Origin of the sequence: Pedobacter rhizosphaerae (assembly GCF_900111155.1) — a bacterium.
Classification (GTDB): Bacteria; Bacteroidota; Bacteroidia; order Sphingobacteriales; family Sphingobacteriaceae; genus Pedobacter; species Pedobacter rhizosphaerae.
In genome coordinates this window covers 155,503-181,822 of the sequence record NZ_FOGG01000008.1, presented here as the reverse complement: position 1 = coordinate 181,822, position 26,320 = coordinate 155,503, and the positions used below count along the sequence as shown (strand labels likewise).

The 26,320-nt window shown below is 39.0% G+C and carries 17 protein-coding genes; 2 read left to right on the top strand and 15 right to left on the bottom strand.

Annotated elements, in window-relative coordinates; translation table 11 throughout:
• Positions 1–202 precede the first annotated feature (202 nt).
• A complete protein-coding gene (locus BMX11_RS08970) occupies positions 203–1,291 on the top strand; it encodes an Ldh family oxidoreductase (protein WP_090883634.1) in 1,089 nt (362 codons plus the stop codon).
• A gap of 221 nt (positions 1,292–1,512) precedes the next feature.
• Here the strand turns inward: BMX11_RS08970 and BMX11_RS08965 are convergent, their stop codons facing one another.
• The 13 genes from BMX11_RS08965 to BMX11_RS08905 all read right to left on the bottom strand — a co-directional run bounded on the left by BMX11_RS08965 (position 1,513) and on the right by BMX11_RS08905 (position 23,069).
• A complete protein-coding gene (locus tag BMX11_RS08965) occupies positions 1,513–4,128 on the bottom strand; it encodes a glycoside hydrolase family 3 N-terminal domain-containing protein (protein ID WP_245738619.1) in 2,616 nt (871 codons plus the stop codon).
• Between the two features lie 53 nt (positions 4,129–4,181).
• Complete coding sequence (locus tag BMX11_RS08960) at positions 4,182–5,603, bottom strand: alpha-L-fucosidase (RefSeq protein ID WP_090883630.1); 1,422 nt, start codon at positions 5,601–5,603, stop codon at positions 4,182–4,184.
• Between the two features lie 58 nt (positions 5,604–5,661).
• Complete coding sequence (locus BMX11_RS08955) at positions 5,662–7,254, bottom strand: SusD/RagB family nutrient-binding outer membrane lipoprotein (protein WP_090883628.1); 1,593 nt, start codon at positions 7,252–7,254, stop codon at positions 5,662–5,664.
• 20 nt (positions 7,255–7,274) lie between these two features.
• Positions 7,275–10,541: a SusC/RagA family TonB-linked outer membrane protein gene (locus tag BMX11_RS08950; protein WP_090883626.1), complete on the bottom strand. Its 3,267-nt coding sequence runs from the start codon at positions 10,539–10,541 to the stop codon at positions 7,275–7,277.
• Between the two features lie 117 nt (positions 10,542–10,658).
• Positions 10,659–11,843: an ROK family protein gene (locus tag BMX11_RS08945; RefSeq protein ID WP_090883624.1), complete on the bottom strand. Its 1,185-nt coding sequence runs from the start codon at positions 11,841–11,843 to the stop codon at positions 10,659–10,661.
• Positions 11,844–12,047: 204 nt separating this feature from the next.
• Positions 12,048–13,658 (bottom strand): SusD/RagB family nutrient-binding outer membrane lipoprotein, encoded by a 1,611-nt coding sequence (locus tag BMX11_RS08940; protein ID WP_090883622.1) that lies wholly within the window; start codon positions 13,656–13,658, stop codon positions 12,048–12,050.
• 12 nt (positions 13,659–13,670) lie between these two features.
• On the bottom strand, positions 13,671–17,108 hold the full coding sequence (locus BMX11_RS08935) for a SusC/RagA family TonB-linked outer membrane protein (protein ID WP_090883620.1): 3,438 nt from the start codon (positions 17,106–17,108) through the stop codon (positions 13,671–13,673).
• Between the two features lie 111 nt (positions 17,109–17,219).
• Positions 17,220–18,407, bottom strand: a complete 1,188-nt coding sequence (locus tag BMX11_RS08930) for an ROK family protein (RefSeq protein ID WP_090883618.1) — start codon at positions 18,405–18,407, stop codon at positions 17,220–17,222.
• A gap of 249 nt (positions 18,408–18,656) precedes the next feature.
• Positions 18,657–19,850, bottom strand: coding sequence for a signal peptidase I (gene lepB, locus BMX11_RS08925; protein ID WP_090883616.1), 1,194 nt, complete (start codon positions 19,848–19,850; stop codon positions 18,657–18,659).
• A 49-nt stretch (positions 19,851–19,899) separates the two neighbouring features.
• Positions 19,900–20,634, bottom strand: coding sequence for a 4-hydroxy-tetrahydrodipicolinate reductase (gene dapB, locus BMX11_RS08920; RefSeq protein ID WP_090883614.1), 735 nt, complete (start codon positions 20,632–20,634; stop codon positions 19,900–19,902).
• Positions 20,635–20,644: 10 nt separating this feature from the next.
• On the bottom strand, positions 20,645–21,349 hold the full coding sequence (locus tag BMX11_RS08915) for a DUF5683 domain-containing protein (protein WP_090883612.1): 705 nt from the start codon (positions 21,347–21,349) through the stop codon (positions 20,645–20,647).
• The gene (locus tag BMX11_RS08910) at positions 21,349–22,257 is read right to left on the bottom strand and encodes a ParB/RepB/Spo0J family partition protein (RefSeq protein ID WP_090883610.1); all 909 of its coding nucleotides are present in this window, start codon (positions 22,255–22,257) and stop codon (positions 21,349–21,351) included. Before BMX11_RS08910 ends, BMX11_RS08915 begins: the two co-directional genes overlap by 1 nt.
• An 8-nt stretch (positions 22,258–22,265) precedes the next feature.
• Entirely contained in the window at positions 22,266–23,069 is an 804-nt protein-coding gene (locus BMX11_RS08905) for a ParA family protein (protein WP_090883608.1), read from the bottom strand.
• A 181-nt stretch (positions 23,070–23,250) separates the two neighbouring features.
• Here BMX11_RS08905 and BMX11_RS08900 point away from each other — a divergent pair, with 181 nt between their 5' ends.
• The gene (locus BMX11_RS08900) at positions 23,251–23,772 is read left to right on the top strand and encodes an NADPH-dependent FMN reductase (protein WP_090883606.1); all 522 of its coding nucleotides are present in this window, start codon (positions 23,251–23,253) and stop codon (positions 23,770–23,772) included.
• 82 nt (positions 23,773–23,854) lie between these two features.
• Here BMX11_RS08900 and BMX11_RS08895 read toward each other — a convergent pair whose 3' ends face one another.
• Positions 23,855–24,046, bottom strand: coding sequence for a hypothetical protein (locus tag BMX11_RS08895; protein WP_090883604.1), 192 nt, complete (start codon positions 24,044–24,046; stop codon positions 23,855–23,857).
• A 107-nt stretch (positions 24,047–24,153) separates the two neighbouring features.
• Positions 24,154–26,235 carry a glycoside hydrolase domain-containing protein gene (locus BMX11_RS08890; protein ID WP_090883602.1) on the bottom strand — a complete coding sequence of 694 codons (2,082 nt, stop codon included), beginning with the start codon at positions 26,233–26,235 and terminating at the stop codon, positions 24,154–24,156.
• Positions 26,236–26,320: the final 85 nt, after the last annotated feature.

The window sequence follows — 26,320 nt, the reverse complement described above, 5'->3', positions numbered from 1 at the left end:
GCGAGCAAAAGCTGAGAGAATAACGGTATGCACCCAGTCTTGATACTCGATACTAAATACTTGATACTAGAAGTCGGAAAGTCCGAGGTCCGGAGTCAGAAGTCTGGGAGCAGAAACCAGAAGCGAGCAAAAGCTGAGAGACTGAAGGTATACGCCCAGTCTTGATACTTGATACTATAGACACTTGATACTATAACTAAACATGAACTTTATCACTTTTACAGAAAACAATCTTCGAAGCTTTACTTACAACGTTTTTAAAAGAATGGGCTGCACTGATGAACATGCAACATTAGCAACTGATGTGTTAATTCGTTCTGATTTACGTGGAATTGATTCGCATGGTGTTGCCCGTTTAAGCGGTTATGTTCGCCTGTGGGAGAAGAACAGGATCAATGCGACACCTAATATTAAAATTGTGCACGAAACGCCTACAACGGCCACGATTGATGGTGATGCTGGATTAGGTTTGGTGGTTGCGCCATTTGCGATGAAGGTTGCGATGGAAAAAGCTGAAAAATATGGTAGTGGATGGGTATCGGTTAAAAATTCTAATCATTATGGCATTGCCGGATATCACGCTTTAATGGCGGTTGAAAGAGATATGATAGGTATTAGCATGACCAATGCTAGTCCTTTGGTAGCCCCTACGTATTCGGCAGAAAGATTGTTGGGCACTAACCCCATGTGTTACGCCTTCCCGGCAGGAAAATACCCACCGGTTATTGTAGATATGGCTACTGCAGCAGCCGCAAATGGGAAGTTGGAAATTGCACAAAGAGCAAATAAAAAAATTCCAGATGGCTGGGTTCAAAATAAAGAAGGGCAAAGTTCTACCGATCCAAATGAATTGAAGAGCGGAGGTTCTTTACTTCCTTTAGGGAGCGACAAAGATCACGGAAGCCATAAGGGCTATGGATTAGGCGCTACTGTCGACATATTATCTGCAGTACTCTCTGGTGCAAACTATGGCCCCTGGGTGCCTCCTTTTGTAGCTTTTTTAGAACCATCTGCTAATCCTGTTGGCGAAGGATTGGGACATTTCTTAGGTGCGATGCGTGTTGATGGTTTCCGCCCTGCGGAAGATTTTAAAGCACATCTGGATAACTGGATAGAACGTTTTAAAAGTGCAGAAACAGTAGACCCTGAACAAAAAGTAATCATTCCCGGCGAGCCGGAGTTTGCCTTTGAACAGGAGAGAAAGGTAAGTGGAATTCCTTTAATTGATGTGGTGGTGAAGGATTTAAATGAACTGGCAGGTAAATTGGGGATTGGTTTATTGGTTCAATAGTTCATTAGTTCACTGGTTCATTAGTTCATTGGTTCATTGGGCATTAGTTAGTTGGTAATTGGTGCAATCATAAATTCTATCATTCACTCATTCTCTAATTCAATTACTCACTAATTCAATCATTTCTCACTCCATATGATAAAAAAAGCCGCAAACTTAACCAAGGTTTGCGGCAACTACTACTATTTATATGGTATTAGGCCTACCATAAAGGCAAAATTTTAGGGTTTAACGGTTAAGGTATCTTTTAAATATAGCGCCTTGCTCGATGAGCCAATCATTATTCTATAATCTCCAGACTCAACCAACCACTCGTTATCGATATTAAGCGTTTGTAGCACTTCTTTATCTATAGTGAAGGTTACGGTCTTTTTTTCACCTGGCTTCAAGTGTATGCGCTTAAAAGCTCTTAAAGCCAGCACTGGTTGGGCCAATTTGCTCAATAGCGGTCTCATGTAAAGCTGAACTACTTCTTCACCCTCATAGGCTCCTGTATTGGTAAGTGTAAAGCTCAGTGTGGCCGTTTCATTTCTGGAAATATTCGTTTTACTAAACTTTAAATCAGCATAAGAAAAAGTGGTATAGCTCAACCCATATCCAAATGGAAATAAAGGTTCGCCGCTTAAGTTATTATAATCATCGCCCCTGCCTGTAGGCTTGTGGTTGTAAACCAATGGCAGCTGTGCTTCATCAACCGGGTAGGTAATAGGTAGCTTACCAGATGGGTTCGATTTACCCAGTAGGGTTTCTGCAACAGCAGTTCCTCCGGCTTCTCCGGGATACCAAACGTTTAATACTGCAGGAACAGACTTTAACCAAGGTTTCATATTAATGGCACTTCCACCAACTAACACTACCGTTACAGGTTTCCCTAATTTTGCAACTTCTTGAATTAACTGCTCCTGGTTGCCTGGCAGGTTTAACATCGCCCGATCTAGAAATTCACCTTCTTTAATGCCTGCAACAATGACAACTGCATCCGTATTTTTTGCAGCTTCGACAGCTTCGGCTATTTCATTGCCTGGTTTAACATTATAATCCCAAACCAATTTTACTTTAGCATTTCCTTTAGGTTCATAAAATTCTACCTTAATGGCATAACTTTTATCCTTTTCGAATTGAAATGGCTTAGTAACCAGATCAAATGAACGCTTGTCCCAGTTATCGATAATTAGTTTGTTATCCAGGTACAAACGAAAACCATCATTACCTTCCAAACCGATATTCACCTCGCCGGTTTTATCTGTTTTAATGTAGCCACTCCAGCTTACGGAATAGTCATCAAGCGCAAGTTGCTCATCTGGTGGGTAGAGGGTCCAGCTGAAATCAATCTGCTTATCTCTTCTGGTCAATACTGCATTACCTGTTGGATTTAATCCTTTGTAATAAGTTCCTATCAATCCGACTTTTTGATCAGCAGAAAGAAATTGACTATCTACAGGTAAAAATATTTTCGGTTCTCGACTGCTTCCTTTTAAATATGAAATTTCTATACTTTTCCCCACAGCATCTTTCAAACCTTGAACAATGCTCACCTTATTATTACCTGTGCCACTATAGCCCCCTAAACGCGCTTCAATAGCATCTTCTCCTAACACTAAAATTTTCTTCGCATTTTGAATGGGAAGGGTATTATGATCATTTTTTAATAAAACAAATGATTTGAGTGCAGCTTCTTTTGCGAGTTTCCGATTGCGATCATCCTTTAGCATTTTTTGTGCTAATTTTTCATCTACGTAAGGCTGTTCGAATAAGCCAAGTTCAAACTTAGCACGCAAAACCCTGGCAACAGCATCATCAATTCTTGATTGAGGAATGCTCCCGTCTAAAAATGCAGGAAGAAAAAGCTTATAGTGATTGTAATCTACCTGAAAAATCACATCCAGCCCTGCTTTAATGGCCTGAGCAGTAGCATCCTTATAGTCCTTAGCGGTGAAATGCAAAACATTTGCGCCACCAACTGCACCGGCATCAGAAATTACAAATCCTTTAAAGCCCCATTCTTTTCTTAACTTCTCTGTTAAGAGCCAGCTATTTGCTGTTGCTTGTGTACCAAAAACGCTGTTGTAAGAAGTCATTAACGAGCGGATACCTACATTTTTTACCGCATCTTTAAAAGGTGGGAAATGGATCTCCTCTAAAAAATGTTTACTCATTTCTATGGGGTAGCTATCGCGCCCGCCATCGCCAACATTGGCAATAAAATGTTTGGGTGTAACCACGATATTCTCCTTTTCGATAGCACGCATAAAAGCATGCCCCAAAACAGTCGTTAAATAAGGATCTTCTCCATAGGTTTCTTCTACCCTTCCCCATCTAACATCGGTAGCAATATTGATCACTGGTGCAAGTAAATCTCTTAATCCACGCGCCCTGGCTTCTTTAGCGATAGCCGTACCGATCTGGGCTAACATGGTGGTATCGAAGCTTGCTGCCAAACCAATCGATTGTGGGAAAGCAGTTGCCCCTTGCCTCACTAATCCATGTAAAGCTTCATCAAAGGGAATGATTGGTATGCCTAAGCGTGTTTCTTCAACAAAGAAACGTTGTGTTTTATTTACTTTCTTAACCAGAGAAAGTGCATCTTCAGAGGTATTGTAGCTCAGCATCTGCTGTGCATTTCCCGCTCCCTGGGCAGCAGCACTTACCTGCAAGCCAAAAATACCATTTTTAAACTGTGCCTTATTTTCAGCAGTAACATCTCCAGGAATCATAAACAACTGCCAGAATTTTTCTTCCGGAGTCATTTTCGAAATCAAATCTTGAATCCGGGAATCAATACTGGCCTTAGGGTTATTGTAAACTGGAGTTTGTGCCAGTAAATTGACAGGCACCATGAGCCCTATCAACAAAGAAAGAGATATAATATTTTTCTTGATACAGAACATCACTAGTTAGTTTCTGGTGAAAAAGAAAAAGCCACTGCAATACGCTCAGTAGTACCCGCCATATTGAAACTAACAGTACCGTTGCTTTCTTTCCATTTAACATTTTTGCCACCATTCAAAATGGTAATGTTTGATCCTTTCTTTGGTAAATTACCTTTCCAGCTAATTTGCTTTGGTAATTCTTTACCTACCAAATAAACGCCATATATGGTTTTGCCATCCTTACTTTGGGTAAACCAGGTATCACCATCATGGTAATTTGGTGTTATACGAGTATTGTAAATCGCTTTTCCATTTTTGCTCGTCCATTGACCGATTTCTTCCAGCCTTTGTACAGCGGCTTCATCCATTGTTCCATCTGGCTTAGGACCAACGCCAAGTAATAAACTTCCACCTTTAGCTACAATTTCTACCATTTTTTGAATCACTTCTTTCGTTGGTTTATAGGCATCGTTAGGTACCCAACCCCAATTGTGATTGAGGGTCATGCAGCTTTCCCAAGGGTAATCCAATTGTTTTTCAGGGATTTTTTGCTCTGGTGTTTGATAGTTCTCGAACTGTCCGTGAACGGTACGATCTACCATAATTAAACCTGGTTGTGCCTTTCTGGCCATATCAGCAATTTTGGGCATGTCAATGTCCTGGCTCCATTCAGGGATCGGTGCTCCCCATGAAAGTACTTCTTCATTTACTGATTCAAGCGGTCTTACCCAGCCTCCATCTAACCACAAAATATCGATACTTCCGTAATTGTTCATGAGTTCGCCTATTTGGTTGTAGGTATATTTCTTGAACATATTCCATCTCCATGGATTTTTTTTGATGTCGTAATTATTGTTTCTATTGGGTGTAGCATATTTATCCCACCAATAATACTGGGTATGCCAGTCTGGTTTAGAAAAATAAGCACCAATCATGAAGTCCTGCTTACGAAATGCATCAAAAACATACTTGGCAACATCTTTCTTTGGGTTATTGGCAAAGGGCCCTTTGGCAATACTGAAATCGCTCTCCTTAGTATCGAACATGGCAAAGCCATCATGATGTTTAGTGGTAAAAACCAGGTATTTCATTCCCGCGGCCTTACCTGCCTTTGCCCATTGCTCTGGATTGAATTTAGTGGGATTAAACTTTTCACTCAGGCCCCAATACCATTTCTTGTAATCATCGTACTTTACTGTACTGTCTCTGTCAATCCAGTCTTCCGAACAGATTGACCAAGATTCAATAATTCCAGGAACAGCATATAATCCCCAGTGGATAATCATACCGAACTTTTGGTCCTGCCAATGGTCTAATTTCTTTTTTACTGCATCGTCTTTTGGCCATTCATATTTTGTTGATTCTTTTACGATATCGTTTCGTTGCGCATAAGCGATATTGATACAACAAATTAAAGCAAATAAAAGGCTACGTATTTTCATGTTTTAATATAATTAAAAATCCCGGCAGAAACCTGCCGGGATTTACTTTTAAAAAGGATTAAGGCATCCAGAATATTTTAGTTTTGCGGGTATCTTTAGCTTGTACAGCCTGATAGTTTGCGCTATTTAAAGATTTCTCTTTTGCCGGATAAACCAATCTTGTTGGTGGGGTTTCAAAACCAGTTTGTTTTCCATTTGTTGGGAAGGTTAACACAGGAAAACCTGTCCTTCTGTATTCCGACCAAGCTTCAGTAGATTGAAGAACACCGAAGTGTGCCCATTTCTGTGTGTAAATTTTGGTCAATTTATCTGCAGAAGCGCCTGTGTACGCTGCTGTAGAAGTGTTAACCCAAGCATCCACCGTTGCTGTAGTAGGAGCATCTACTTTTACAAATGCACCAGTGTTAATACTATTTAAATAATAGTAGAAAGCAACTGATTGTCTTAAAGCTACATCATAAGCAGTTTTGGCATTTGTTGTGCTACCCCATCTTTCGTAAGCCTCTGCTTTTAACAGGTTAACTTCTGAAGCAGTAATTAAAATTCCAGGAAGCTTTGAATTGAAAACAAATGTTCCCGAATCTAACACAGCATAATCTGCGAAGCTAGATTCTTGTTGTGCAGTAGTGAATGTTACAGGCATCGCTCTATAAGTCGCATTCTGAACAAATTTACCGCCTACTGTACGTCCGAATTTATCGTAAAGTACTGGGATCCGAGGATCATTTGCCGGAGCCATTACTGTATTCAACATATAGTCTGTTGCATACCAGCTACCTTCAAAAAATGCATCGTGTAAATCACTCACACTGGTAGTTAATGGTTGTAATAGTACATCTGAATTTGCAGGATTATAATTTCCTGAATTAGCCCCATCAACCAAAGGAAAGTTTGTTTGATCCCCTAGCATTTGAAGAACAGCAGTTCTTGCAGTAGCCTCATCAGTTTTAGAAATACGCATCAGTAGTCTCAATCTTAATGAATTGGCATAACGTGTCCACTTAGCAACGTCCCCTTTTAATAAGATGTCAGATTTTGCAAAGGATGCAGTAGTTGTTGCACTTTTGAAAAATGTAGCGGCACTTGCTAAATCAGAAATGAATAAGGTATATAAAGCTTTTTGCTCGTCATACTTAGGATTACTAATTGTGCTGTTAGCTGGTAAGCTACCTGCTTCTGAATATGGAATATCACCCCACAAATCTACCATTTTGGCTGCTTGTTCGATCAATACAACCTTTGCTGCCTGCATAATGATTTTTTGATTAGCCTGTTCTGTAGCAGAAAGAGAATTAAATTTTCCTTCCATTACACGATACACCGTTAACGGCCCACTTCCGTTACCGCCCGCGCTGTAAAAATCATCCCAGTATTGCTGAGAGTAAGCATCGCTTTGCTGATAAATGGTATTTCCATTAGATATATAGGTAGTTTGTGCATACACACCTGGCATTTGGCTTAGGAAGGTACGTACATTCCAATACTTAGCGGCTACTCTATCATTGTTCAGCATCGCTGTAAATAACCCAGGTAAATTTGGATCTAAAATCCTTTCAGGGTTATTAAATTTTTCATCAATATCTTTCTTGCAACCTACTGCTGCAGCTAGGCCTAGAACAAGAAAACTTGCTTTTATGATTAAATTTTTCATAATATCTTATTTCTTAAGGACTAAAAATTTGCATTTAATGAGAATCCAAAGTTTCTAGAAGCTGCAGTTGAGCCCACATCTACCCCTTGAGACCACCATCTATTTCCAAGTGGTGCTTCGGGATCTAGATCTTTTAAAGTTCTGTGGATGTAAAATAAGTTACGTCCAATCAATGAAAATCTCAAGTTAGTAATTTTTAGTTTTTTAGTAAACGATGCAGGAATTTTATAGCTCAATACAACTTCTCTCATTTTGATATAGTTATTATCAAAAATTTCTGCTTCTGTTAATGATCCTTCTCCCCAGTTATAGGTAGTTAAATAATAATCGGCAGCAGAAAGTACCCTTGTATTAGCCAATCCTGTTGTTTGATTTACACCTTGTAAAATCACCCCATCATTATAGGTTTTTCCATTACTAGTGTAAGCCACGCCACCACTAGCTGCATCTCTGAATTCCATTGAATTTTCCAACATACCCGCACCACGCATATACTTCAAATTGGGTGCAATCATTTTACCACCGAAACGATAATCGATGGTAACATCTAAAGCAAAGTTACCATAGCTAAAAGTGTTCGAGAAACCTCCAACTGCTTTAGGCATAATATTTCCTGCTTTAACATATACAGAGTTATCCATTACATAATAACCATCGTCGTTGATTAGGAAATTTCCATTAGCATCAGTTTTTCTCGGACGGATATAGATATTACCTAAATCTTCACCTGCTCTAGCTACAATTTTCGCTGTAGACTGGTCAGAATTATAGAAAGGAATTTCTGAATTTTCGTCTTTTAGGGAATTAATTTTAGATTTATTAGTTGAAAAGTTTAATCGAGTATCCCATCTAAATTTGCCAGATACAGGAGTCGCATTTAAAGCAATCTCCCATCCTCTATTACCTACTTCTCCAACGTTAACAATCTGACCTAGTGCGCCATTTGTAGAACTTACCTCTAATGGCAAAATTTGGTTTTTGATTTTATTGTCATAGTAACTTACATCTAAGCCCAATCTTCCGTTTAAGAACCTCGTTTCTAAACCAAATTCTGACTCATATTTCTTTTCAGGCATTAAATTTAAGTTACCCCATGATCTACTAGGAACCAATACAGGAACAGAACCATTAATAGTTTGAAGTGAGTTTTGAGTATAAGATATATTGGCTTCATACATAGGGGGAGCATTACCTACTACACCATAAGAAGCTCTCAATTTACCATAATTCCAGAATTTAGGTAATTTCCAAAGATCACTAAATACAAAACCACCATTTACTGAATAGTATGAATATTGATTATTTCCCGGAGGAAGTGTTGAAGCATATTCTTGTCTAATTGTACCCTCTGCAAATAGGAAATCCTTATAGCTTAAGTTCATTAATCCTAAATATGCATACTTTAATTGCTCCTTACGAGTTTCACTAGTCTCTAAAATACCATAGGAGTTAGTTAATGAGAAGAAATTTTCAGTAACTAAACCTTGTGAAGTATTTGATCTTAAGTCTTTATAAGTTTCCTTTCTACCTTGATAACCTCCGCTAACAGAAATACCTATGTCTTCACCAATTTTATTCGAATAGGTTAATAATGCATCTCCATATAGAACTGAGTATTGTCCTTGAGTGGTAGTGTAGGCTCCTGTACTGGTATTACCATTTAATGCAGTAGGAATTTCAGTAAACTGACGGTTCTCTGTTTTAGCACTTGTATAGTCATTACCAACACGACCTCTTAACTTTAGGTTTTTAGCAACATCGTAGTTTAATGTAAAACTAGACAATAACCTGTTTTCATTTTCATCATATTGGTTTTTCAATTGTTGCCAATAGAAATCTAATAAATTAGTCGCTCTGATATTGAAAATAAATGGTTCCGGACGTGCAGTTTGGTCAAAAGTAGCATATTTATATCCATTACTGGTTTGATACTTTTCTTTCATCAAGTTCATATCTTCTGCGCGACTGAAAAACCCACCAAAAGAGCCCAAAACCTGGCCCAACTGATAAGGTCTGTTTTTAGTAATGGTATTTACGTAACTCACCACGACATCTGCAGACAATTTAGGAGCAAGTTTAACGGTCGAATTTAAGTTAAAGGTATTTTTTGAACCTGTATTTCCTGGCTGAGTACCTTTATAATCTAAACGAGAGGCAGAGAAACGATAGTTAACGCCTTCTGTTTGGTTAGAAATGGAAATGTTCGCGTTAGAAGTGTATCCTTCCTGGTATACATCTCTATAGTTGTTCGGTTGAGGAGAAAAAGAACGAATAGAACCATCCCACCATCTTACTTGTTGGCCTTCCATTTTAGGACCGAAGTTAGCGTAAGCTCTGAAATATGGTCTGAAACCACTTGGAGAAGCGGCATCAGGAATCCAGCCTTCTTCTGTAGCACCATTGGCTACGTTGGTTTCTCTGTCGTATCCCGGACCGTAGGTATTTTGGAAATTTGGCAAGAAAGCAACTCGGTCAATTGACCCCTGGTAGTTAAAATCAATACCTAAACCTCTGTTTTTAGATCCTTTTTTGGTAGTAATTACCACTACACCACTAGCTGCATCAGAACCGTAAAGTGCTGAAGCACTTGCTCCCTTTAATACAGTTAAGCTTTCAATATCCGCCGGGTTAATATCTAAGATACCGTTACCACGAATACGTTGGTCACCCCAATAATCATTGTTGTTAGCACCAGCAGCACCGTTTTGTCCATCATTTCTAATCATAACCCCATCTACAACATATAAAGGTTGTTGATTGTAGTTGATAGAGTTGATACCCCTGATTTGAACGTTTACAGCACTACTAGCACCACCCGGAGCGGTTGTAATTTTAACCCCCGCTGCCTTACCATATAAAGCAGAAGCAAAGTTAGTATTACCCGCTTCGGTAAGTTGCTTAGCCGTTACCGTACTTACGGCATAACCTAAAGATTTTTCTTGTCTTTTGATACCAAGCGCCGTAGTTACCACGTTAACCTCGTCTAATTGGTTAGCGCTTTCCTTTAGCACAACACTTATTGCAGATTGGCTACCTACATTCAATTCTTGTTTAGTGTAACCGATTGCAGTAAATACCAAAACTTCGTTTGGATTTACGCTAATGGAAAATTTACCGTTTCCATCGGTTTGGGTTACTTTCGCTGTACCCTTAACAGATACACTCACACCTGGCAGAGGCCCCGATGCATCTTTTACCGTACCGGTAATTGTTTTTTGCGCATAAGCAGCTATTGTAAAGATACTTAACAATAGCAAACTTAAACACTTTACATACATTTTTGTCATGGCTGTACTTATTAGTTTAGTTTTGTTATTAGTTTGTTATAATGGAACTTAATTAGAATAGTAGTCTGTTTATTTCATCATATAGCATTGGTTTTGGTTAATAATTTAGTTAGTGAGTTAAAACTGGCTGTGCTCAATCATTAAACTGGCCGCAGCAAGTAATTCAGCCTCATCAGTGAGGGTTGATAATTTTATGTTTGTTTGTTCGGCGATGCGTGGGATACAGAATTCATTGATAGCTTGCTGAATGGGCGGTAATAACATTTTGCCGGCCTTTGCTCCTCTTCCGCTTAAAACAATGCATTCGGGATTTAAAATATGTATTAGTGTTGCCAGCCCCTTACCGAGTTGGAAGGATGCTTTAGTAAGTATAGAAATGGCTACCGGATCTTGTTGCCCTACAGCTTGTAAAAAATGATCGCTTGGATGAGTAGCTTTATCTTTAAACAGTTCTTGCATACTCGACTCCGCTCCTTCTGCTATGGCTTTTTCTGCTTTATCGGCCATCACTAAAAGTGAAGTATCTACTTCCAAACAGCCTTTACGCCCGCAAGAGCACAGGTTACCGCTATTGGATAATGGAATGTGGCTAAACTCTCCGGCATAACCACCGCTACCCCGGTATAGTTCCCCATTCATAATCATCCCCAAACCAGTACCCCAGCCAATGTTGACCACCATAACATCCTTTAAATCTACTGCTTCACCAAAATTTAATTCGGCTAATGCGATCAAGCTTGAATCGTTGTCTAAGAAAACAGGAAGCCCAAGCTCATTGGAGAGGTATTTTTTTAAGGTCTGATTTTTGACTTTTAAATAAGAGTAATTGATCCCTTCTTCTGCATTTACAAAACCAGGCATCCCTATTCCCACTCCTAATATATCGGCTTTATCAAGGCCAGATTCATAAATCGATTTATTAATGAAATCCGAAAGAACATTTACCTCGCTGCTAGGCGCTGTCATATCAAAGGAAAGCATTTGAACCGGAATGATCATTTTTCGGGAAAGATCATAAATACTGAGCCGGGTAACCAGCTGATCCATAGCAATGGCTACAATGTATTTTTTTAGATCGGGATTAATCAAAAACATTAATGGTCTTCTTCCTCCTGTTGATGGGGCTAAGCCCTGCTCCATCACATACCCTTCAGAAACCAAATCATTTACAACCGAAGTAACCAAAGGCAAACTTTTTTTAGTCAGTTTGCTAAGGTCAGTTAATGACAACACTCTTTTATAATACAAATGTTTGATAATATCAGACCTGAGGCGCTGATTTTTCTCTTCGATTATAGACATGTTATTTGATTATTAATCAAACTTATAAAATATTTTTAAAACTCCTTCAAACTTTTTAATTTTTTTTAAAAGTTAATTTAACTTTTGATTTAAATAAGAAAGGCGAATAATCTTTCGACCATTCGCCTTTCAGAGAATTTTTATTTTTTTGACTTATTTTATGCTACAATTAATTTAACAAATAATTAACTTTTTTCATAATCATTAAGGCATCCAATATACCTTGGTTGACATTTGAGCTGTGGGGCTTGCACCACCTGTTTGAGCCTGCCAATTGGCGTTATTATTTATACTTTCGTCGTCCGGATAAGGCAGTTTATTTATCACTGCCGGAGCATAGTTCGCATCTTTAGGTGTTAAGCCTGTGCGCCTAACTATTGCCCAGGCTTCAGCAGGCTCGAAGAGAGTCGACAACCAGGCTTGTGTCGCAATTTTCTTTAAAGCATCTGCATCATTCGCACCATTATAAAGTACTAAAGGATTATTGAGCAAGGCTGTCATCTGAATTGCTGTTGGTGCAACTGGCTTGGTAAGCCATCTGGCCGAATTTTGGGTATAGGCATACCAGAAATTAACCGACGAAGTAATTCCAGCTTCGTATTCCGTTTTAGCTGAAGCTGTATTTTTTGCCACCCCCATTCCTCTTTGATAAATTTCTGCCTTCAAGAAATGTACATCAGATTCTGTAATAATTAAATAGGGGAAATACACTTCATCATAGGCCAGGAAATAATTAAAAGCAGAAAATTTATTGTTAGGATCGCTCCCTATCGGATTTCTAACCCCAGTTCCCCTATTTGGATAAGGTGTACCACCATCTGCAACAGATCTGTCCTGTGGTTGTGCTGCCCATTGATTCGCATCATTCGTTTGAAAAAACACATATACTCTTGGATCAAAAATACCTGAGCCATTGGTATTGTTATTACTCGACATTTGTGCCCAAACATTAGAACTCATCCGCATATTGGATACCGATGTTTCTCTAAAAGTATACCATTGGCGCTCGGTAATCACAACCGGCGTAACCAAACTTGGCCAGAAACCAAAATTACTCCGATCTAAAGCCGAGGTAGACTGGTTATTAGGCAGCGGCTTATTTCCACCAATAATATCGCTGATAATCTCCGTAGCCAAAGCTTGCTCTTTACCAAATAACCTCACAGCATAACGTAACCTTAATGCATTGGCAAATTTACGGTAGGCATCCAAATCATTTTTAAGGAATGAATCAGAAGAACTGATATTTGTCTGATCACTTCCATTGGAAATCCCATCAGCTGCCGCTTTTAAATCAGCCAGCACACTTCTGTAAATATCTGCCTGCTTATCATATTTTGGCCTATAGAACTCTTGCCCATCCATGGCCATGCCAGCTGTACTGTAAGGGATATCGCCATAATAATCGAGCATGTGCAACGTTTTGGAAGCCATCATAATAGTGGCCATATACTTCACATTATTAAACACCTGTGGGTTAGACTGCTCGCCAATTTTCTTCAACAAAGCCCTGTAGTTAAACAGACTAGGGTAATAGTTTCTCCAAAAACTAGAAGTATAATTTAAAAAGGGTGCCTGAATATTCTGAACGCCCTGTTGATTGGTAATCGGGTAGAACAAACTCACATACAAAGTATTATCCTCATCTGTTAGGGTTCGCGCTATTCCATTAAACAAACCAGGGATAGACACTGTTGCCACACTCGATTCTTTATAAGGTGTATTGATCTCCTCAAATCCCTTTTTACAGGCTGTACCACCGGTCATCATTCCGAAAACCAGCAATCCATATATTATTTTTTGATTCTTTTTCATGTTAGTAAAGTTTTATAACGATGTTTTAATCGAAAAGCCGATTGATCTTACCCTTGGAATAGAGGAGAACTCTATCCCCTGCATGTTACCAATACCATTTACACCTTCAGGATTTAACCCTTTAGGAATACTGGTGTAGATGTAAAATAAATCACGTCCTACTAACGATAGGCTTAAATTTTGAATGAATTTCGTTTTCTGAATAACATTTGGCGGCACCTGATAGGTTAGCGCTACCTCCCTGAGTTTTACCCAGGTATTTTTTAAAACCGAGGCAGAACGAGGCACACCAAGGTGATTCCAGGAACTGTAAGTACCCAGATAATACCAGGCCGGATTAACTACATTGGTATTGGGTGTACCATTGGCATATACGCCACCGAAACTAATACCCGTATTCGCCGTTGTACCATCAGGATAAACCAAAGGCAAACCTCCACCATTACGCTCTTTCACCGTTTCCTCTAACAATCCATTTCCCATGGCTGCACCATAAGTACCAAAGAATGTATCTCCGCCTATTTTAGCATCGACCAATGCATATAAAGAGAAGCTCTTATATCTGAAGGTATTGCTTACACCGCCCAATAATTTAGGTTGTGAGTTTCCAATAGGCACTTCAGTAGGTGTTAGTACCCATTGAGTACCTGCAGTATAGGTTTTGCCGTTAACAGTATACGTCATCACCTGATTATTAGCACCCACAGCATCCTTAACTACTTTTTGTCCGTTTAAATAAGTAAAATCCTTACCATAAATAGTTCCGTAATTATCACCCACTCTTACTTTTTGAGAGATTCCATTTCCACCAAAGAAAGTTCCGAGCTGCAATTCGTTCACTCCGTCAGACAAGGATAAAACCTTGGTACTGGCGGTTGATCCATTTACCGAAATATTCCATGAAAAATCTTTCGACGATACTGGAGTAGCGTTAACAATAAATTCGAAACCCTTATTCCCAAGTGATCCACTGTTAATCTGAATGGTGTTGAAACCAGAAGATACCGGCAATGGTGTATCCAGAATTTGATTATAACTTTTCATGCTGTAAGCTGTCAACTCTACATTGATTCTGTTTTTCAAGAACCCTAGATTTAAGCCCAACTCGTAAGAGCGGGTCCTTTTCGGTTTTATTCCATCAAACTTCAATGTTGAGGGGTAAGTTTGGGCAGCCTGACCGTTATAGGCAGCCGTATTGATCAGGTTAAAAATAGAGTACGGATCGGTGTCACTTCCGGTTTCTGCATAAGAGAATGTCAACTTACCAAAGCTCAACCAGGGCGTAGCAGTTTGCATTCCTTTTATACCTTCTGTAAATACGTAGCTTAGATTAGCAGAAGGATAGAAATAAGAATTAAATTCATTGGCCAAAGCAGACGACCAATCATTACGTCCGGTAAACTGCAAGAACAAATAGTTGTTATAAGAAAGATCAAGAAAACCAAAGGCAGAGTTTATTTTCTTGCCATATCGTATCTCATTAGGGGTAACCGGAGGGTTTTTACCATTATCTAAAGAAAAGATAAAAGGCTTTACAAAATCTCCGCTAGTACCATTACTAACCGTATAATCATTTCTATAATAAGACTCTACCCCTCCCGTTAAGCTACCATTAATTGATTCTCCGAATAAATTATCCTTGTGTAAACGCGCAAAAGCACTTAAGTTTCTATTTAAACTCCTGGCCATTGCCTGCCCGTAGTAGCCTGTTGTACCTTGAATATTTTTAGGATAATTCCTGATTTCAGTGCCATCATTAGAATTATCTATACCGCCCTGCCCGGTTAAGGTTAACCAATCGGTTACTTCTGCAATTACCTTCGCTCCTCCAATCAATTGATTCCGGGTTAAAGTTGTATTGTTATTGGTCAAATTCCAAAAGGAGTTAGCCATATAACTATAATAAGGATATGGTGGAGAACCTGCGGGGAAGTTACTTCCAGCCGTTACATCCTTCTGAGATCCATCTGCAGCGAAATTATTCAACTGTTCAACATCAGATCTGTAGTCTCGGGTAGCGGCATAAGAAAATCCAGCCAGGTAAGAAGCAGAGCCTACCGGAGGCGTATTCAATCTTTGAAAATTAATATAACTACCTGTTATTTCGGCGGTTACCTTCTTACTCACCTTTATACTCGAACCAATATTAAATGTATTGGTACTAAACTTACTGTTCAAAATATTGGCCTTGTTATCATCACGGGTGTAAGAAAACCTTGCAGTTCCAAATTCACCGCCACCAGAAATAGACACATTATGCTGACTTACCGAACCATTTGGGAAGAAAGCCTTCCAGTTATCGGGCTGAGCTGAATAAGGTCTTAAAACACCATCATACCATAAAACAGGTTGATTATCGAATCTTGGCCCCCAGGATAAACCACTGGGAAAAGAAAAGAGATCCCAGGCCTGTGTACTATTGTTGTATGGCAACATGCCATAAGCACCTGTTTTGTAATCTCCGGCAGCATACGACCCGGTATAAGTGCCTATTTGATAGCGCTGCCCGCTGGTATTGGTAGGGAACTGTTTATTTTGATCGGCAGTCCATAAAGAACCAACTAAGCCAGATCCGTAGTCATTTTGAAAATCTAAAAACTGATAAGCTTTGGTTTGTCGGGTAGAATAAGAATAATCTATTCCCAGGCCATTTCTTTTTTCTCCCTTTTTACGGGTAACTAAAATTACTCCATTTGCTCCTCTTGCACCATATAATGCCGCAGCAGCAGGTCCCTTTAGCACTGTTATGTTTTCAATATCATCAGGATTAATAAAATTTAAACCTGTTCCCCAATCATTATACGTCGCTACATCTGCACCTTGGGCAGTCCCAACAGCACCACCTGCACTATTATTACCATTATTATTTAATGGATCATTATTTAAAGCCACTCCATCAACGATGATTAATGCCCTGTTATCACCGGTTAAAGAAGTATTTCCCCTAATCACCACGCGTGAAGAACCACCCTCAACACCTCCTGATGCCTGCGTGATACTCAAACCTGCAACCTTTCCAATTAAACCTTGTGCTATTGTGGGTGCCTGGGCTATGGTCAGGTTATCTCCTGTTACCGTTTGTGTGGCATATCCTAAAGATCTCTTTTCCCTTTTCACACCCAATGCCGTAGTAACCAAAACCTCATCAAGGGTATTGGAAGATTGCTCCAAAAATATATTAACAGTAGATGATGAGCTGACAGCTATCTCCTTTGGAGTATAACCGACTGATTTAAAAACAAGAATGTTTCCCTCTGATGCAACTATAGAAAACTTTCCATCCCCATCTGTTTGCGTTGCCCTGGTTGTTCCCTTTATCGTTACACTTACTCCCGGAATTGGTCCTGATGATTCCCTTACCGTACCGGTAATGGTTTTCTGTGCGTAAGCAGCTATTGCAAAAAGATGCAACAATAGCAAACCTAAACACCTCATGTAAATTTTTTTCATGATTGTTGGTTGGTTTAATTAAAGATTAGTTTGTTTAGGGACGTTTTAGGTAGAAGTTGGTAGTTTTATATCTTCATAAGCAAGGGGTTAAGTTATTGAGGATGTATTTCTTTATTCAAAATGGCTATTCTCCATCATCAGGCTTGCTGCGGCCAACAATTCGGCCTCATCGGTTAATGTGGATAGTTTTATGGTAGTTTGTTCTGCTGTTCGGGGTATACAATATTCGTTAATTGCCTGTTGTATAGGCGGCAATAGCATTCTTCCAGCCTTAGCACCTCTTCCACTCAAAACAATACATTCAGGATTTAGGATGTGGATGAGTGTAGCCAATCCTTTTCCCAATTGAAAGGAAGCTTTAGCCAAAATAGAAACGGCAACGGGATCTTGCTGTCCTACGGCATGTAGAAAGTGATCGCTGGGATGTTTGCTTTTGTCTTTAAACAACTCTTGCATACTTGATTCTGCTCCTTCTGCTATTGCTTTTTCCGCTTTATGAGCCATTACTAAAAGAGAGGTGTCTACTTCCAGACAGCCCTTTCGTCCGCAGGAACAGAGGTTGTTGCTGTTCGACAAGGGAATGTGGCTAAACTCGCCAGCATAGCCGCCACTTCCACGGTACAAAGCCCCATTCATAATCATCCCTAAACCCGTACCCCAGCCAATATTGACAACCATTACATCTTTAAGATTTACAGCTTCTCCAAAATTGAGCTCTGCAAGTGCAATTAAGCTGGAGTCATTATCAAGGAATACTGGAAGGCCTATCTGTGTGGAGATATACTCATTTAAAGTCTGGCTCTTCACCTTGAGATAAGAGTGGTTAATTCCCTTTTCTGCATTAACCAATCCTGGCATTCCAATGCCTACTCCAAGAATATCATTGCGATCAATCCCTGAATGCTGAATGACCTCATTGATAAAATCTGTTAACACATCTACATCACTTCCTTCCGCAGTCATATCAAAAGATAAGGTTCGGATCGGAATTCTCATCTGCCGTGAAAGATCGTATATGGTAAGCCGGGTAACCAATTGATCCATGGCAATGGCCACAATGTATTTCTTTAAATCAGGATTGATGAGGTACATCAATGCTCGCCGACCTCCTGTTGAAGGAGCAAGTCCCTGCTCCATTACATAACCTTCAGTTACAAGGCCATTTACAATCGAAGTAATTAACGGCAAGCTTTTCTTGGTTAGCCTGCTCAACTCGGTTAACGATAATACCTTTTTATAGTATAAGTGCTTGATAATTTCAGCCTTAAGACGCTGATTTTTTTCTTCAATTAGCGACATATCATTTGGTTATACCCAAACTTATAAAAAAATTACAAAACTTTTACCCTACTTATTATTTTTTTTAAAAAGAAAATTAAATATGTAAATCACTTTACATAAACGAACAATATTTTATAAATTGAAAATTAACAGATAATTAATACTACTTTTGGCTTTTTTTTTAAAAGAACACTTTCTAAAATATGGCCAAACAAAAAAGGCGAGCAATCTTTCGATTATTCGCCTTCTATTATTTAGTTTCTTCTTCTAATGAATACCTTTCAGCAATCTACTCCATCTAATTTTATGGAAGAAAGATGCTTCGCTATCCCAGCTCATCCAGATAAACAATGCCTTTCCAACAATGTGATCTTCTGGTACAAAGCCCCAATAACGCGAATCTGCAGAGTTATGACGGTTATCTCCCATCATCCAGTAGTAATTCATTTTGAAAGTGTATGAAGTGGCTGCTTTATCGTTGATATACCAAACACCAGCTTTTTGTTCTACTTTGTTCCCTTCGTAAGTTCTGATTGCTCTATAGTATAGCGGCATGGTGTTGCTGTCGATCTGAACTGTCCAGCCCTTTGCAGGAATCTTGATTGGCCCATAATTATCTCTGTTCCAGGGGCGATTAGGATCATTAGGAAAAATCCCTCCAGCCTCAGGCCCTGCAGGATCAGGACTTAAACCTACCGACTTTACAAAATTAAACTTTTTAAGTTTTTCGGCTGTTTCCGGTGTTGCATCAACCACATAGGTATTTGCACCCACTGGTGGCGTGTTTTCTAATCCGAGTTTAAATTCAGTCAACAAAGAATAATCAAATTCCATGGTTTTAAACTCAATGCGATATGGCATCATGCCTGTGTTTTCCAGGGGTTCCATTTTACCATTCACATAAGCAACGCCACCTTTCATGGTAATTTCATCACCCGGAATACCAATACATCTTTTAATAAAATTCTCTCTCTTATCTACCGGTCTGTCTACAATGGTGTAAGTATTACGTACATTTTCACGTCCCATAGCGCGTACCAGACGATAATAGCTATCGGCTTGATTTTCTACAGCTACTGTATCACCCTCAGGGAAATTAAATACCACAACATCATTTCTTTTAATATCAGATAAACCTGGTAAACGGCGGTATTTCCATTGTACGCCATCCCAGTAAGCCTTAGTAGAAGTAGTTAAAGGCATAGTATGGTGTGCAAAAGGGAAGGCAACCGGAGTCATCGGAATACGCGGACCGTAATTTACCTTACTTACAAAAAGAAAATCGCCCACAAGCAAAGATCTTTCCATTGATCCGGAAGGAATGGTATAGGCTTCGATGAAAAAAACTCTAATAATTGTCGCTGCTACAACTGCAAAAACGATGGCATCTACCCATTCGCGGGTTTTAGTTTTTTTCTTTTTAGGGGCATCCTTTTTTCTCTGCCAGAATTTATAATTCATATTTTATTTGGTTTGTTAACTGATTAATCGGTTAACCATTATCTGCTTATTATTCAAAAATATCTGTAATACTGTAAAAACCAGTTTTATCTTTTAACCACTCAGCAGCTACAACTGCTCCTAAAGCAAATCCAGCTCTGCTATGTGCCGTATGTTTAATTTCAATATCATCTACCTCACTGCTGTAGATTACCGTGTGTGTGCCCGGTATATTTTCAATCCTGTGAGACTCAATCAGCAACTGTTCCGGTTTAGGGAAAAGCTCTACATCCGTGCCTACAACTTCATTTAACCATTCAGTTTTACGTTCAACATTATCTACAATACCTTCTGCTAAGGTTATTGCTGTTCCACTAGGCGAATCCAGCTTTTGAGTATGATGAATCTCCTCCACCTGAACCTCATAAGCAGGATATTTATTCATCAACTTCGCCAAAGTTTGATTGAGCTTAAAGAATAAATTAACGCCGATACTGAAGTTAGACCCATACAATAACGCATTGTTACTGCTACTGCACTCATTTTTAATTTCTTGCAACTTCCCGTACCAACCGGTAGTACCCACTACAACAGGCACATGTGCATCAAAGCAAGCATTGATATTATTTAATACCGAATCTGGCGTACTAAAATCTATAGCCACATCTGCAGCCTTCAAATTTTGCCTGGTTAATTCCTCCTGATTATCGATAGTTATTTTTAGAACGATTTCATGGCCGCGTTCCAGTGCAAATTTTTCGATAATCTGCCCCATTTTGCCATAACCTAAAAGCGCTATTTTCATGTGTATATTTTTAAAATGTGAAAGATAGTTTCACCGCCGGGTTAGCAGTAAAACCATACATATTACTTGAATTGATTACTGACGGTGATACTTTGAAACCTAGTTTATCATCAATATTGAAGAAATGCAGACGGGCTGCAACATAGGCATCTACGATGTTAGCGATATAAACTAAACCATAAGAAAAGATTACAATCTGCGAATTTCTTTTGTAAGTACTTTTACCCGAAATTACCCCCGCATCAGAATATTGGGTTAAATCATTTTCCTTACCAGGATTTGCCTCTCTGTATTGTGCTTCGGCTAAAAATCGCTTGTAAAGCTGCCTGTTATCTATGTAAGCAATGGTTAAAACGGTAAGTCCACCATAAATAGCCCCAATTTTGCCAATGGTATAAATCCGCTGTCCGGTTTGGCTTTTCCCTGCCCGTTCACCATACCCATCATTAAGCAAATGAAGGTTATAAATCTGACCTAACCCGGGAAATATCATTGATCTGAAAACAGCCTTTCTTCCAGCCACTTTACCCGGATTTACATATTTGGCCTTCATAGAGTCTTGCCGGGTCATCACCTTAGGCTCAACCACGGGCTTTTTAACCGATTTCAAGGTATCGACTGACTTTAATACCGTATCCTTAACCTGAGCCGAAGCCTGGTTTACAAGAAAAATTGCAAATAAAAAGGTGAGTATTAAAAGCTTATTGATTTGCATTACCAGTCTAATAACTCTAAAATTCTGTTCAGGTCTTCATCACTTACAAAAGGAATTTCAATGGCACCTTTTCCGTTCTGAGTTACCTTCAATTTTACGCGTGTGGCAAACTTTGAAGCCAGGTCATCCTGCAATTTCTGGTATTGAAAAGAAACACCCTTTTCTTTAGGTCTATCTGCTTGTTTAAGGGGTATGTGCTGTAGATTTCTAACCAACTCCTCTACTTTACGCACAGAGAGGTTTTTATCTAAAATCTCCTGATGGATAAACAATTGCTTATCTACACCATCAACATTAATCAACGCCCTTGCGTGCCCCATACTGATTTTTTGATCGCGGATGGAAGCCTGAATAGCAGGGGGAAGTTTCAACAACCTTAAATAGTTGGTCACGGTAGTTCTGTTTTTCCCTACACGCTCGCCTAATTGCTCTTGCTTTAAACCAACCTCATCAATCATCCTTTGAAAACTCAGGGCCACTTCAATGGCATTTAAATTTTCACGTTGAATATTTTCAATCAGGGCCATTTCCAGCATCTGCTGATCGTTGGCACTGCGGATATAAGCAGGAACTTGATTTAAACCAGCTAATTTAGAGGCCCTGAAACGACGCTCACCAGAAATAAGCTGGTATTTATTAGAACCAATTTTTCTAACCGTAATCGGCTGGATTAAGCCCTGTACTGTTATCGAATCTGCCAGTTCGTTTAAAGCAACCTGGTCAAACTCTGTACGAGGCTGAAAGGGATTGGTTTCAATGTCTGATAAATTTACATGACTGATACTACCAACCTGTTCCGTTTCACTAACCGGATCAATTTGTTGCTTCGGTTGATTAGTAGATTCTTTATCATCTAAAAGCGCACTTAGCCCTCTTCCTAAACCTGTTTTTCGCTGAAAGGATGTCATCTATAAATTTATAATGTTGCTGTATCAATATCGGCCTCTTCTCTTAACAAGCCGTTTTTCTTCACAATTTCTCGGGCAAGGTTTAAGTAATTGATGGCACCTTTACAATTTGCATCGTGCATAATTACCGAAACACCATAACTCGGTGCCTCACTCAAACGTGTATTTCGCTGAATAATGGTATCGAATACCAAATCCTGGAAATGTGTTTTAACTTCTTCTACCACCTGGTTCGATAAACGCAAACGTACATCATACATGGTTAGTAAAATACCTTCAATTTCTAACTCCGGATTTAAACGGTTCTGTACAATTTTAATGGTATTTAACAATTTACCTAAACCCTCTAATGCAAAATACTCGCATTGTACAGGTATAATTACAGAATCTGCCGCAGTTAAAGCATTGATGGTGATTAAACCCAATGAAGGAGAACAATCAATGATGATAAAATCATACTGATCTTTGATCTTTTCTAAAACCGCCTTCATTTTGTATTCGCGGTTGTTCAGATTGATCATTTCAATTTCGGCACCAACTAAGTCAATGTGAGCAGGTAAAAGGTCCAAATTTGGAGTATCCGTTTTTTGGATAGCCTGAGCAGGATCAATATCATTGATAATACACTCATAAATACTATCTTTAATATTTCGGGGATCAAAACCTATTCCTGAAGTTGAATTTGCCTGAGGATCAGCATCTACCAATAAAGTTTTATATTCTAATACGGCCAAACTCGCAGCCAGGTTAATAGATGAAGTTGTTTTACCTACTCCACCTTTTTGATTTGCTAATGCAATTATTTTGCTCATCTATCTATCCGAAATTTACTTAACGTTTATCTGGGCGTTACCTTTAATGCCTTTTAATTGCCAAAAAAGTCCTATTTTTGCATTGTTTACGCCCTTTTTCACAATCAGCTAAGATACAAACTATATGGTAATTTTAGCAATAAGGCGCTGTGCGTTTTAAACATCTTATTAACAATTACCCATGATAACAATAATTGCCGCCACCAACAGACCCAATAGCAATACGCTAAAAGTTGCGAAATATTACCAGAAGCAGCTTCAGGAAAAAGGCGTTGAATCGAATATCTTTAGTTTGGAACATCTGCCTGTTGATGTGCTTAACACGGATATGTACGGGAAAAGGTCGGAAGAATTTCAGAAAATACAAGACATGATATCCAACACGGATAAGTTTTTATTTATCATGCCCGAGTATAATGGGAGTTACCCTGGTGTATTAAAGGTATTAATTGATGCCTGTAATTTCCCGGATAGCTTTTACGATAAGAAAGCCGCTTTAGTAGGGGTTTCATCAGGTAAGTATGGGAACATACGTGGTGTAGAACATTTCACAGGGGTTTGTCATTACATCCATCTTCATATTTTACCCCTACGCCTGCATATTCCAAACATTAAAACAGAATTGAATGAGGCCGGTGATTTAATTCAACCCGATACGATTAAGTTCACCAATGAACAGATTGATAAATTCATCAGATTTTAGTCTTGGCTGAAAACAGAATCCATTTTAAACAAAAAAAGTTGCTAGAACTTTCCAGCAACTTCTCCTTTTAATCTTTTAAACCTTACAAAAGACCGTACAAACCATTTGCATATTGCCTCAATGAAGACGAAACAGTCTTCATTTTCTCTGGTGATGGCCCTTTTACCTTATAAGCTTCTGGATGAAGCTCTAAGTCCTGGTTATCGGTATCGGTTTGATCTACTCTGCTGTTAAATGCAGCAACTTGTTCTTCGCTTAATTTTAAAGGTGCCATGTTATCAATTTTAATACCTCTATAACATTACCCAACCAAATTATGTTTTGAAGTTTTTCTGCTATTTCATCATTTTTTTGTAACTAAATTCAGTTAAATAACTAAACTTACTCTATACTCGAAATCCATTGCTCTAAACCTTCATTTTTTACAGGTTTTGCTGAAGAAACAATCTTTAGCACTCCGCCTGCTGAAATATCCTGCTGTGTGATGTAATTTCGGTTAAATGGTTTCCCGTTTAAGAACACCGACTGTATATATTTATGTTTCGGATCGAAATTCTGCACTTCTATTTTAAAAGTTCTACCCTTTGGCAACTGATAGGTTACTGTTGGGAACAAAGGAACATTTAAGTAGTAAATAGGCCAGCCTACACAAGCTGGAGAAAAGCCACTGGCGGTAAAAACATACCAGGCACTCATGGCTCCAGCGTCATCATCCATCGTTCTTAAGTAGGCCTGAGGTTGATTCCTGTATATTTGTCCAATATAGGAACCAATCCCCCTGCTATTGTCATTGAAATAGTTTTGAATCACGGTGTCTGCTGCCAGCTGATGCATCCAGTATTGCGATTTATGAACATCCTTGGTGAAATTATACATTAAGGGCACCTGCAAATCGGGTTCATTGGCGTGATTGTAAAGATCACGATCAAAAAACTCATCCAGCTTGGCCAGATACGCTTCTTCTCCGCCATCCAGTTCCATTAAGCCTTTAAAATCATAAGGAACAAACCAACGATACTGCCAGATGGTTCCCTGATATAATCCACGAGCCTGCATCTGATCTACATCACGCTTCGTCATATCCTTGAAATCCTTAATCCAGTATTTCTTGTACTCCAAGGCTTTGGTTCTGTAGAAATCGGCCTTTTCCTTGTTTTTCAAAATGGCAAATATTTCCGACAAAGCCCAGTTGTCGTAACTGGATTCTAAGGCTTTATCCGGCGATTTATAATCTAAATGATCTACCTCCTTAACTAGGGAATCGGTTATTTTCTTAAAATCTACCGGATAACCTTTGCGGTACGCATCGAGTAATACCACTATAGCATGTTCCGTTCTTACGGTATTACTTGGTTCTGTTTGGGTAGCATAATCCTTCTTACCCGATTCGTACAGCTCTGCAATTGAGCTCAGCATACCCGTATAACGCTCGGGCGTAATCAACGATAGGAGCGGCAATTGGGTACGGTAATTATCCCATATTGCCCAACCATTATAGCGGATTTCTTTATCTTTCTTCAGCTCTCCTTTTGTGCTTCTATATTGCCCGTCAGTTTCGGAAATAACATATGGAGATTGCATGGTGCGGTATAATAAAGAATAAAAAAGCTTTGCACTTTCCAGCTCTCCAGCTACTGCGATTTTAGAGAGATGAGTATTCCAATCCTTCGCACTTTGTGCTTTCATTTCTTCAAAACCTGTTTTATTGATCGCTTTTTGAGCAGCGGCCGAACTTACAGAAGAAAAAGCCACACTCACTTCTTCGGTTGTTGATTGGGTATTCAAGGTAGCTGTTAATTTATGATCGCCAAGATCCTTCCATTGAGCACCTCCATTAAGCTGCAAGCAATAATAAACCTTATATTTTCCCACCCCACACGTTGTTTTAGAGATTATCCATCCCGTAATAGTGTTGTTTTTTACCTGATGTTCCTCTGCCACAAAAGCACCGTTAAAAGCATAAGCTAAATCGACATAAAAGCCCTTTTCTCCTTTCGGGAAATGATAACTTTCCAAACCAGCGTTACCCAAAACCGCTAACTTAGCTTTAATATGATTCTCAAAACCCACTTCATAAAAACCGGGGCTTGCGGCTTCTGTTGCCTTAATTAATTCTGTTTTAGTGGCATCAGATCCTAAAAAGGGTTTGATGAGAATATTTCCACCAGATCCCTGACAGCCTACGCCCTCAAAACGGTTATGGGTGAATCCTAAAAATTTCTTTGCCAGATACTCATATCCTGTATGCGTTTTCGGATAAGTTTGTGGACAGATGCTCAACATACTAAACGGATAGGAGGCAGCCGGCGACATTTGCCCATGATCTGCTGAAGAGCCTAAAAAAACATTAACCAAATCTACCGGCCTGGTGTATTCAATAGAAAATTGTTTATCTTTTGACTGACCTAAAACGTTTAACTTAATTATCAACAAAAATAGTAAAGCAGTGTAAAAGGATTTCATTAAAGTGTTTAGATTATTTTGATGGCAACTAAAATAGGCTTTTTAAGGTTAAGAAGATATTATGTTTTAAGGTAAATTTATTCCC

What these genes read in the sequence shown, in the direction of transcription:
- BMX11_RS08970 (WP_090883634.1), top strand. Translation starts at nt 203, where the DNA reads ATGAACTTTATCACTTTTACAGAAAACAATCTTCGAAGCTTTACTTAC.
- BMX11_RS08935 (WP_090883620.1), bottom strand. Translation starts at nt 17,108, where the DNA reads ATGAAAAAAATTTACATGAGGTGTTTAGGTTTGCTATTGTTGCATCTT.
- BMX11_RS08965 (WP_245738619.1), bottom strand. Translation starts at nt 4,128, where the DNA reads ATGGTGCCTGTCAATTTACTGGCACAAACTCCAGTTTACAATAACCCT.
- lepB (WP_090883616.1), bottom strand. Translation starts at nt 19,850, where the DNA reads ATGAATTATAAATTCTGGCAGAGAAAAAAGGATGCCCCTAAAAAGAAA.
- BMX11_RS08945 (WP_090883624.1), bottom strand. Translation starts at nt 11,843, where the DNA reads ATGTCTATAATCGAAGAGAAAAATCAGCGCCTCAGGTCTGATATTATC.
- BMX11_RS08940 (WP_090883622.1), bottom strand. Translation starts at nt 13,658, where the DNA reads ATGAAAAAGAATCAAAAAATAATATATGGATTGCTGGTTTTCGGAATG.
- BMX11_RS08915 (WP_090883612.1), bottom strand. Translation starts at nt 21,349, where the DNA reads ATGCAAATCAATAAGCTTTTAATACTCACCTTTTTATTTGCAATTTTT.
- BMX11_RS08890 (WP_090883602.1), bottom strand. Translation starts at nt 26,235, where the DNA reads ATGAAATCCTTTTACACTGCTTTACTATTTTTGTTGATAATTAAGTTA.
- BMX11_RS08955 (WP_090883628.1), bottom strand. Translation starts at nt 7,254, where the DNA reads ATGAAAAATTTAATCATAAAAGCAAGTTTTCTTGTTCTAGGCCTAGCT.
- BMX11_RS08900 (WP_090883606.1), top strand. Translation starts at nt 23,251, where the DNA reads ATGATAACAATAATTGCCGCCACCAACAGACCCAATAGCAATACGCTA.
- BMX11_RS08910 (WP_090883610.1), bottom strand. Translation starts at nt 22,257, where the DNA reads ATGACATCCTTTCAGCGAAAAACAGGTTTAGGAAGAGGGCTAAGTGCG.
- dapB (WP_090883614.1), bottom strand. Translation starts at nt 20,634, where the DNA reads ATGAAAATAGCGCTTTTAGGTTATGGCAAAATGGGGCAGATTATCGAA.
- BMX11_RS08960 (WP_090883630.1), bottom strand. Translation starts at nt 5,603, where the DNA reads ATGAAAATACGTAGCCTTTTATTTGCTTTAATTTGTTGTATCAATATC.
- BMX11_RS08895 (WP_090883604.1), bottom strand. Translation starts at nt 24,046, where the DNA reads ATGGCACCTTTAAAATTAAGCGAAGAACAAGTTGCTGCATTTAACAGC.
- BMX11_RS08930 (WP_090883618.1), bottom strand. Translation starts at nt 18,407, where the DNA reads ATGTCGCTAATTGAAGAAAAAAATCAGCGTCTTAAGGCTGAAATTATC.
- BMX11_RS08950 (WP_090883626.1), bottom strand. Translation starts at nt 10,541, where the DNA reads ATGACAAAAATGTATGTAAAGTGTTTAAGTTTGCTATTGTTAAGTATC.
- BMX11_RS08905 (WP_090883608.1), bottom strand. Translation starts at nt 23,069, where the DNA reads ATGAGCAAAATAATTGCATTAGCAAATCAAAAAGGTGGAGTAGGTAAA.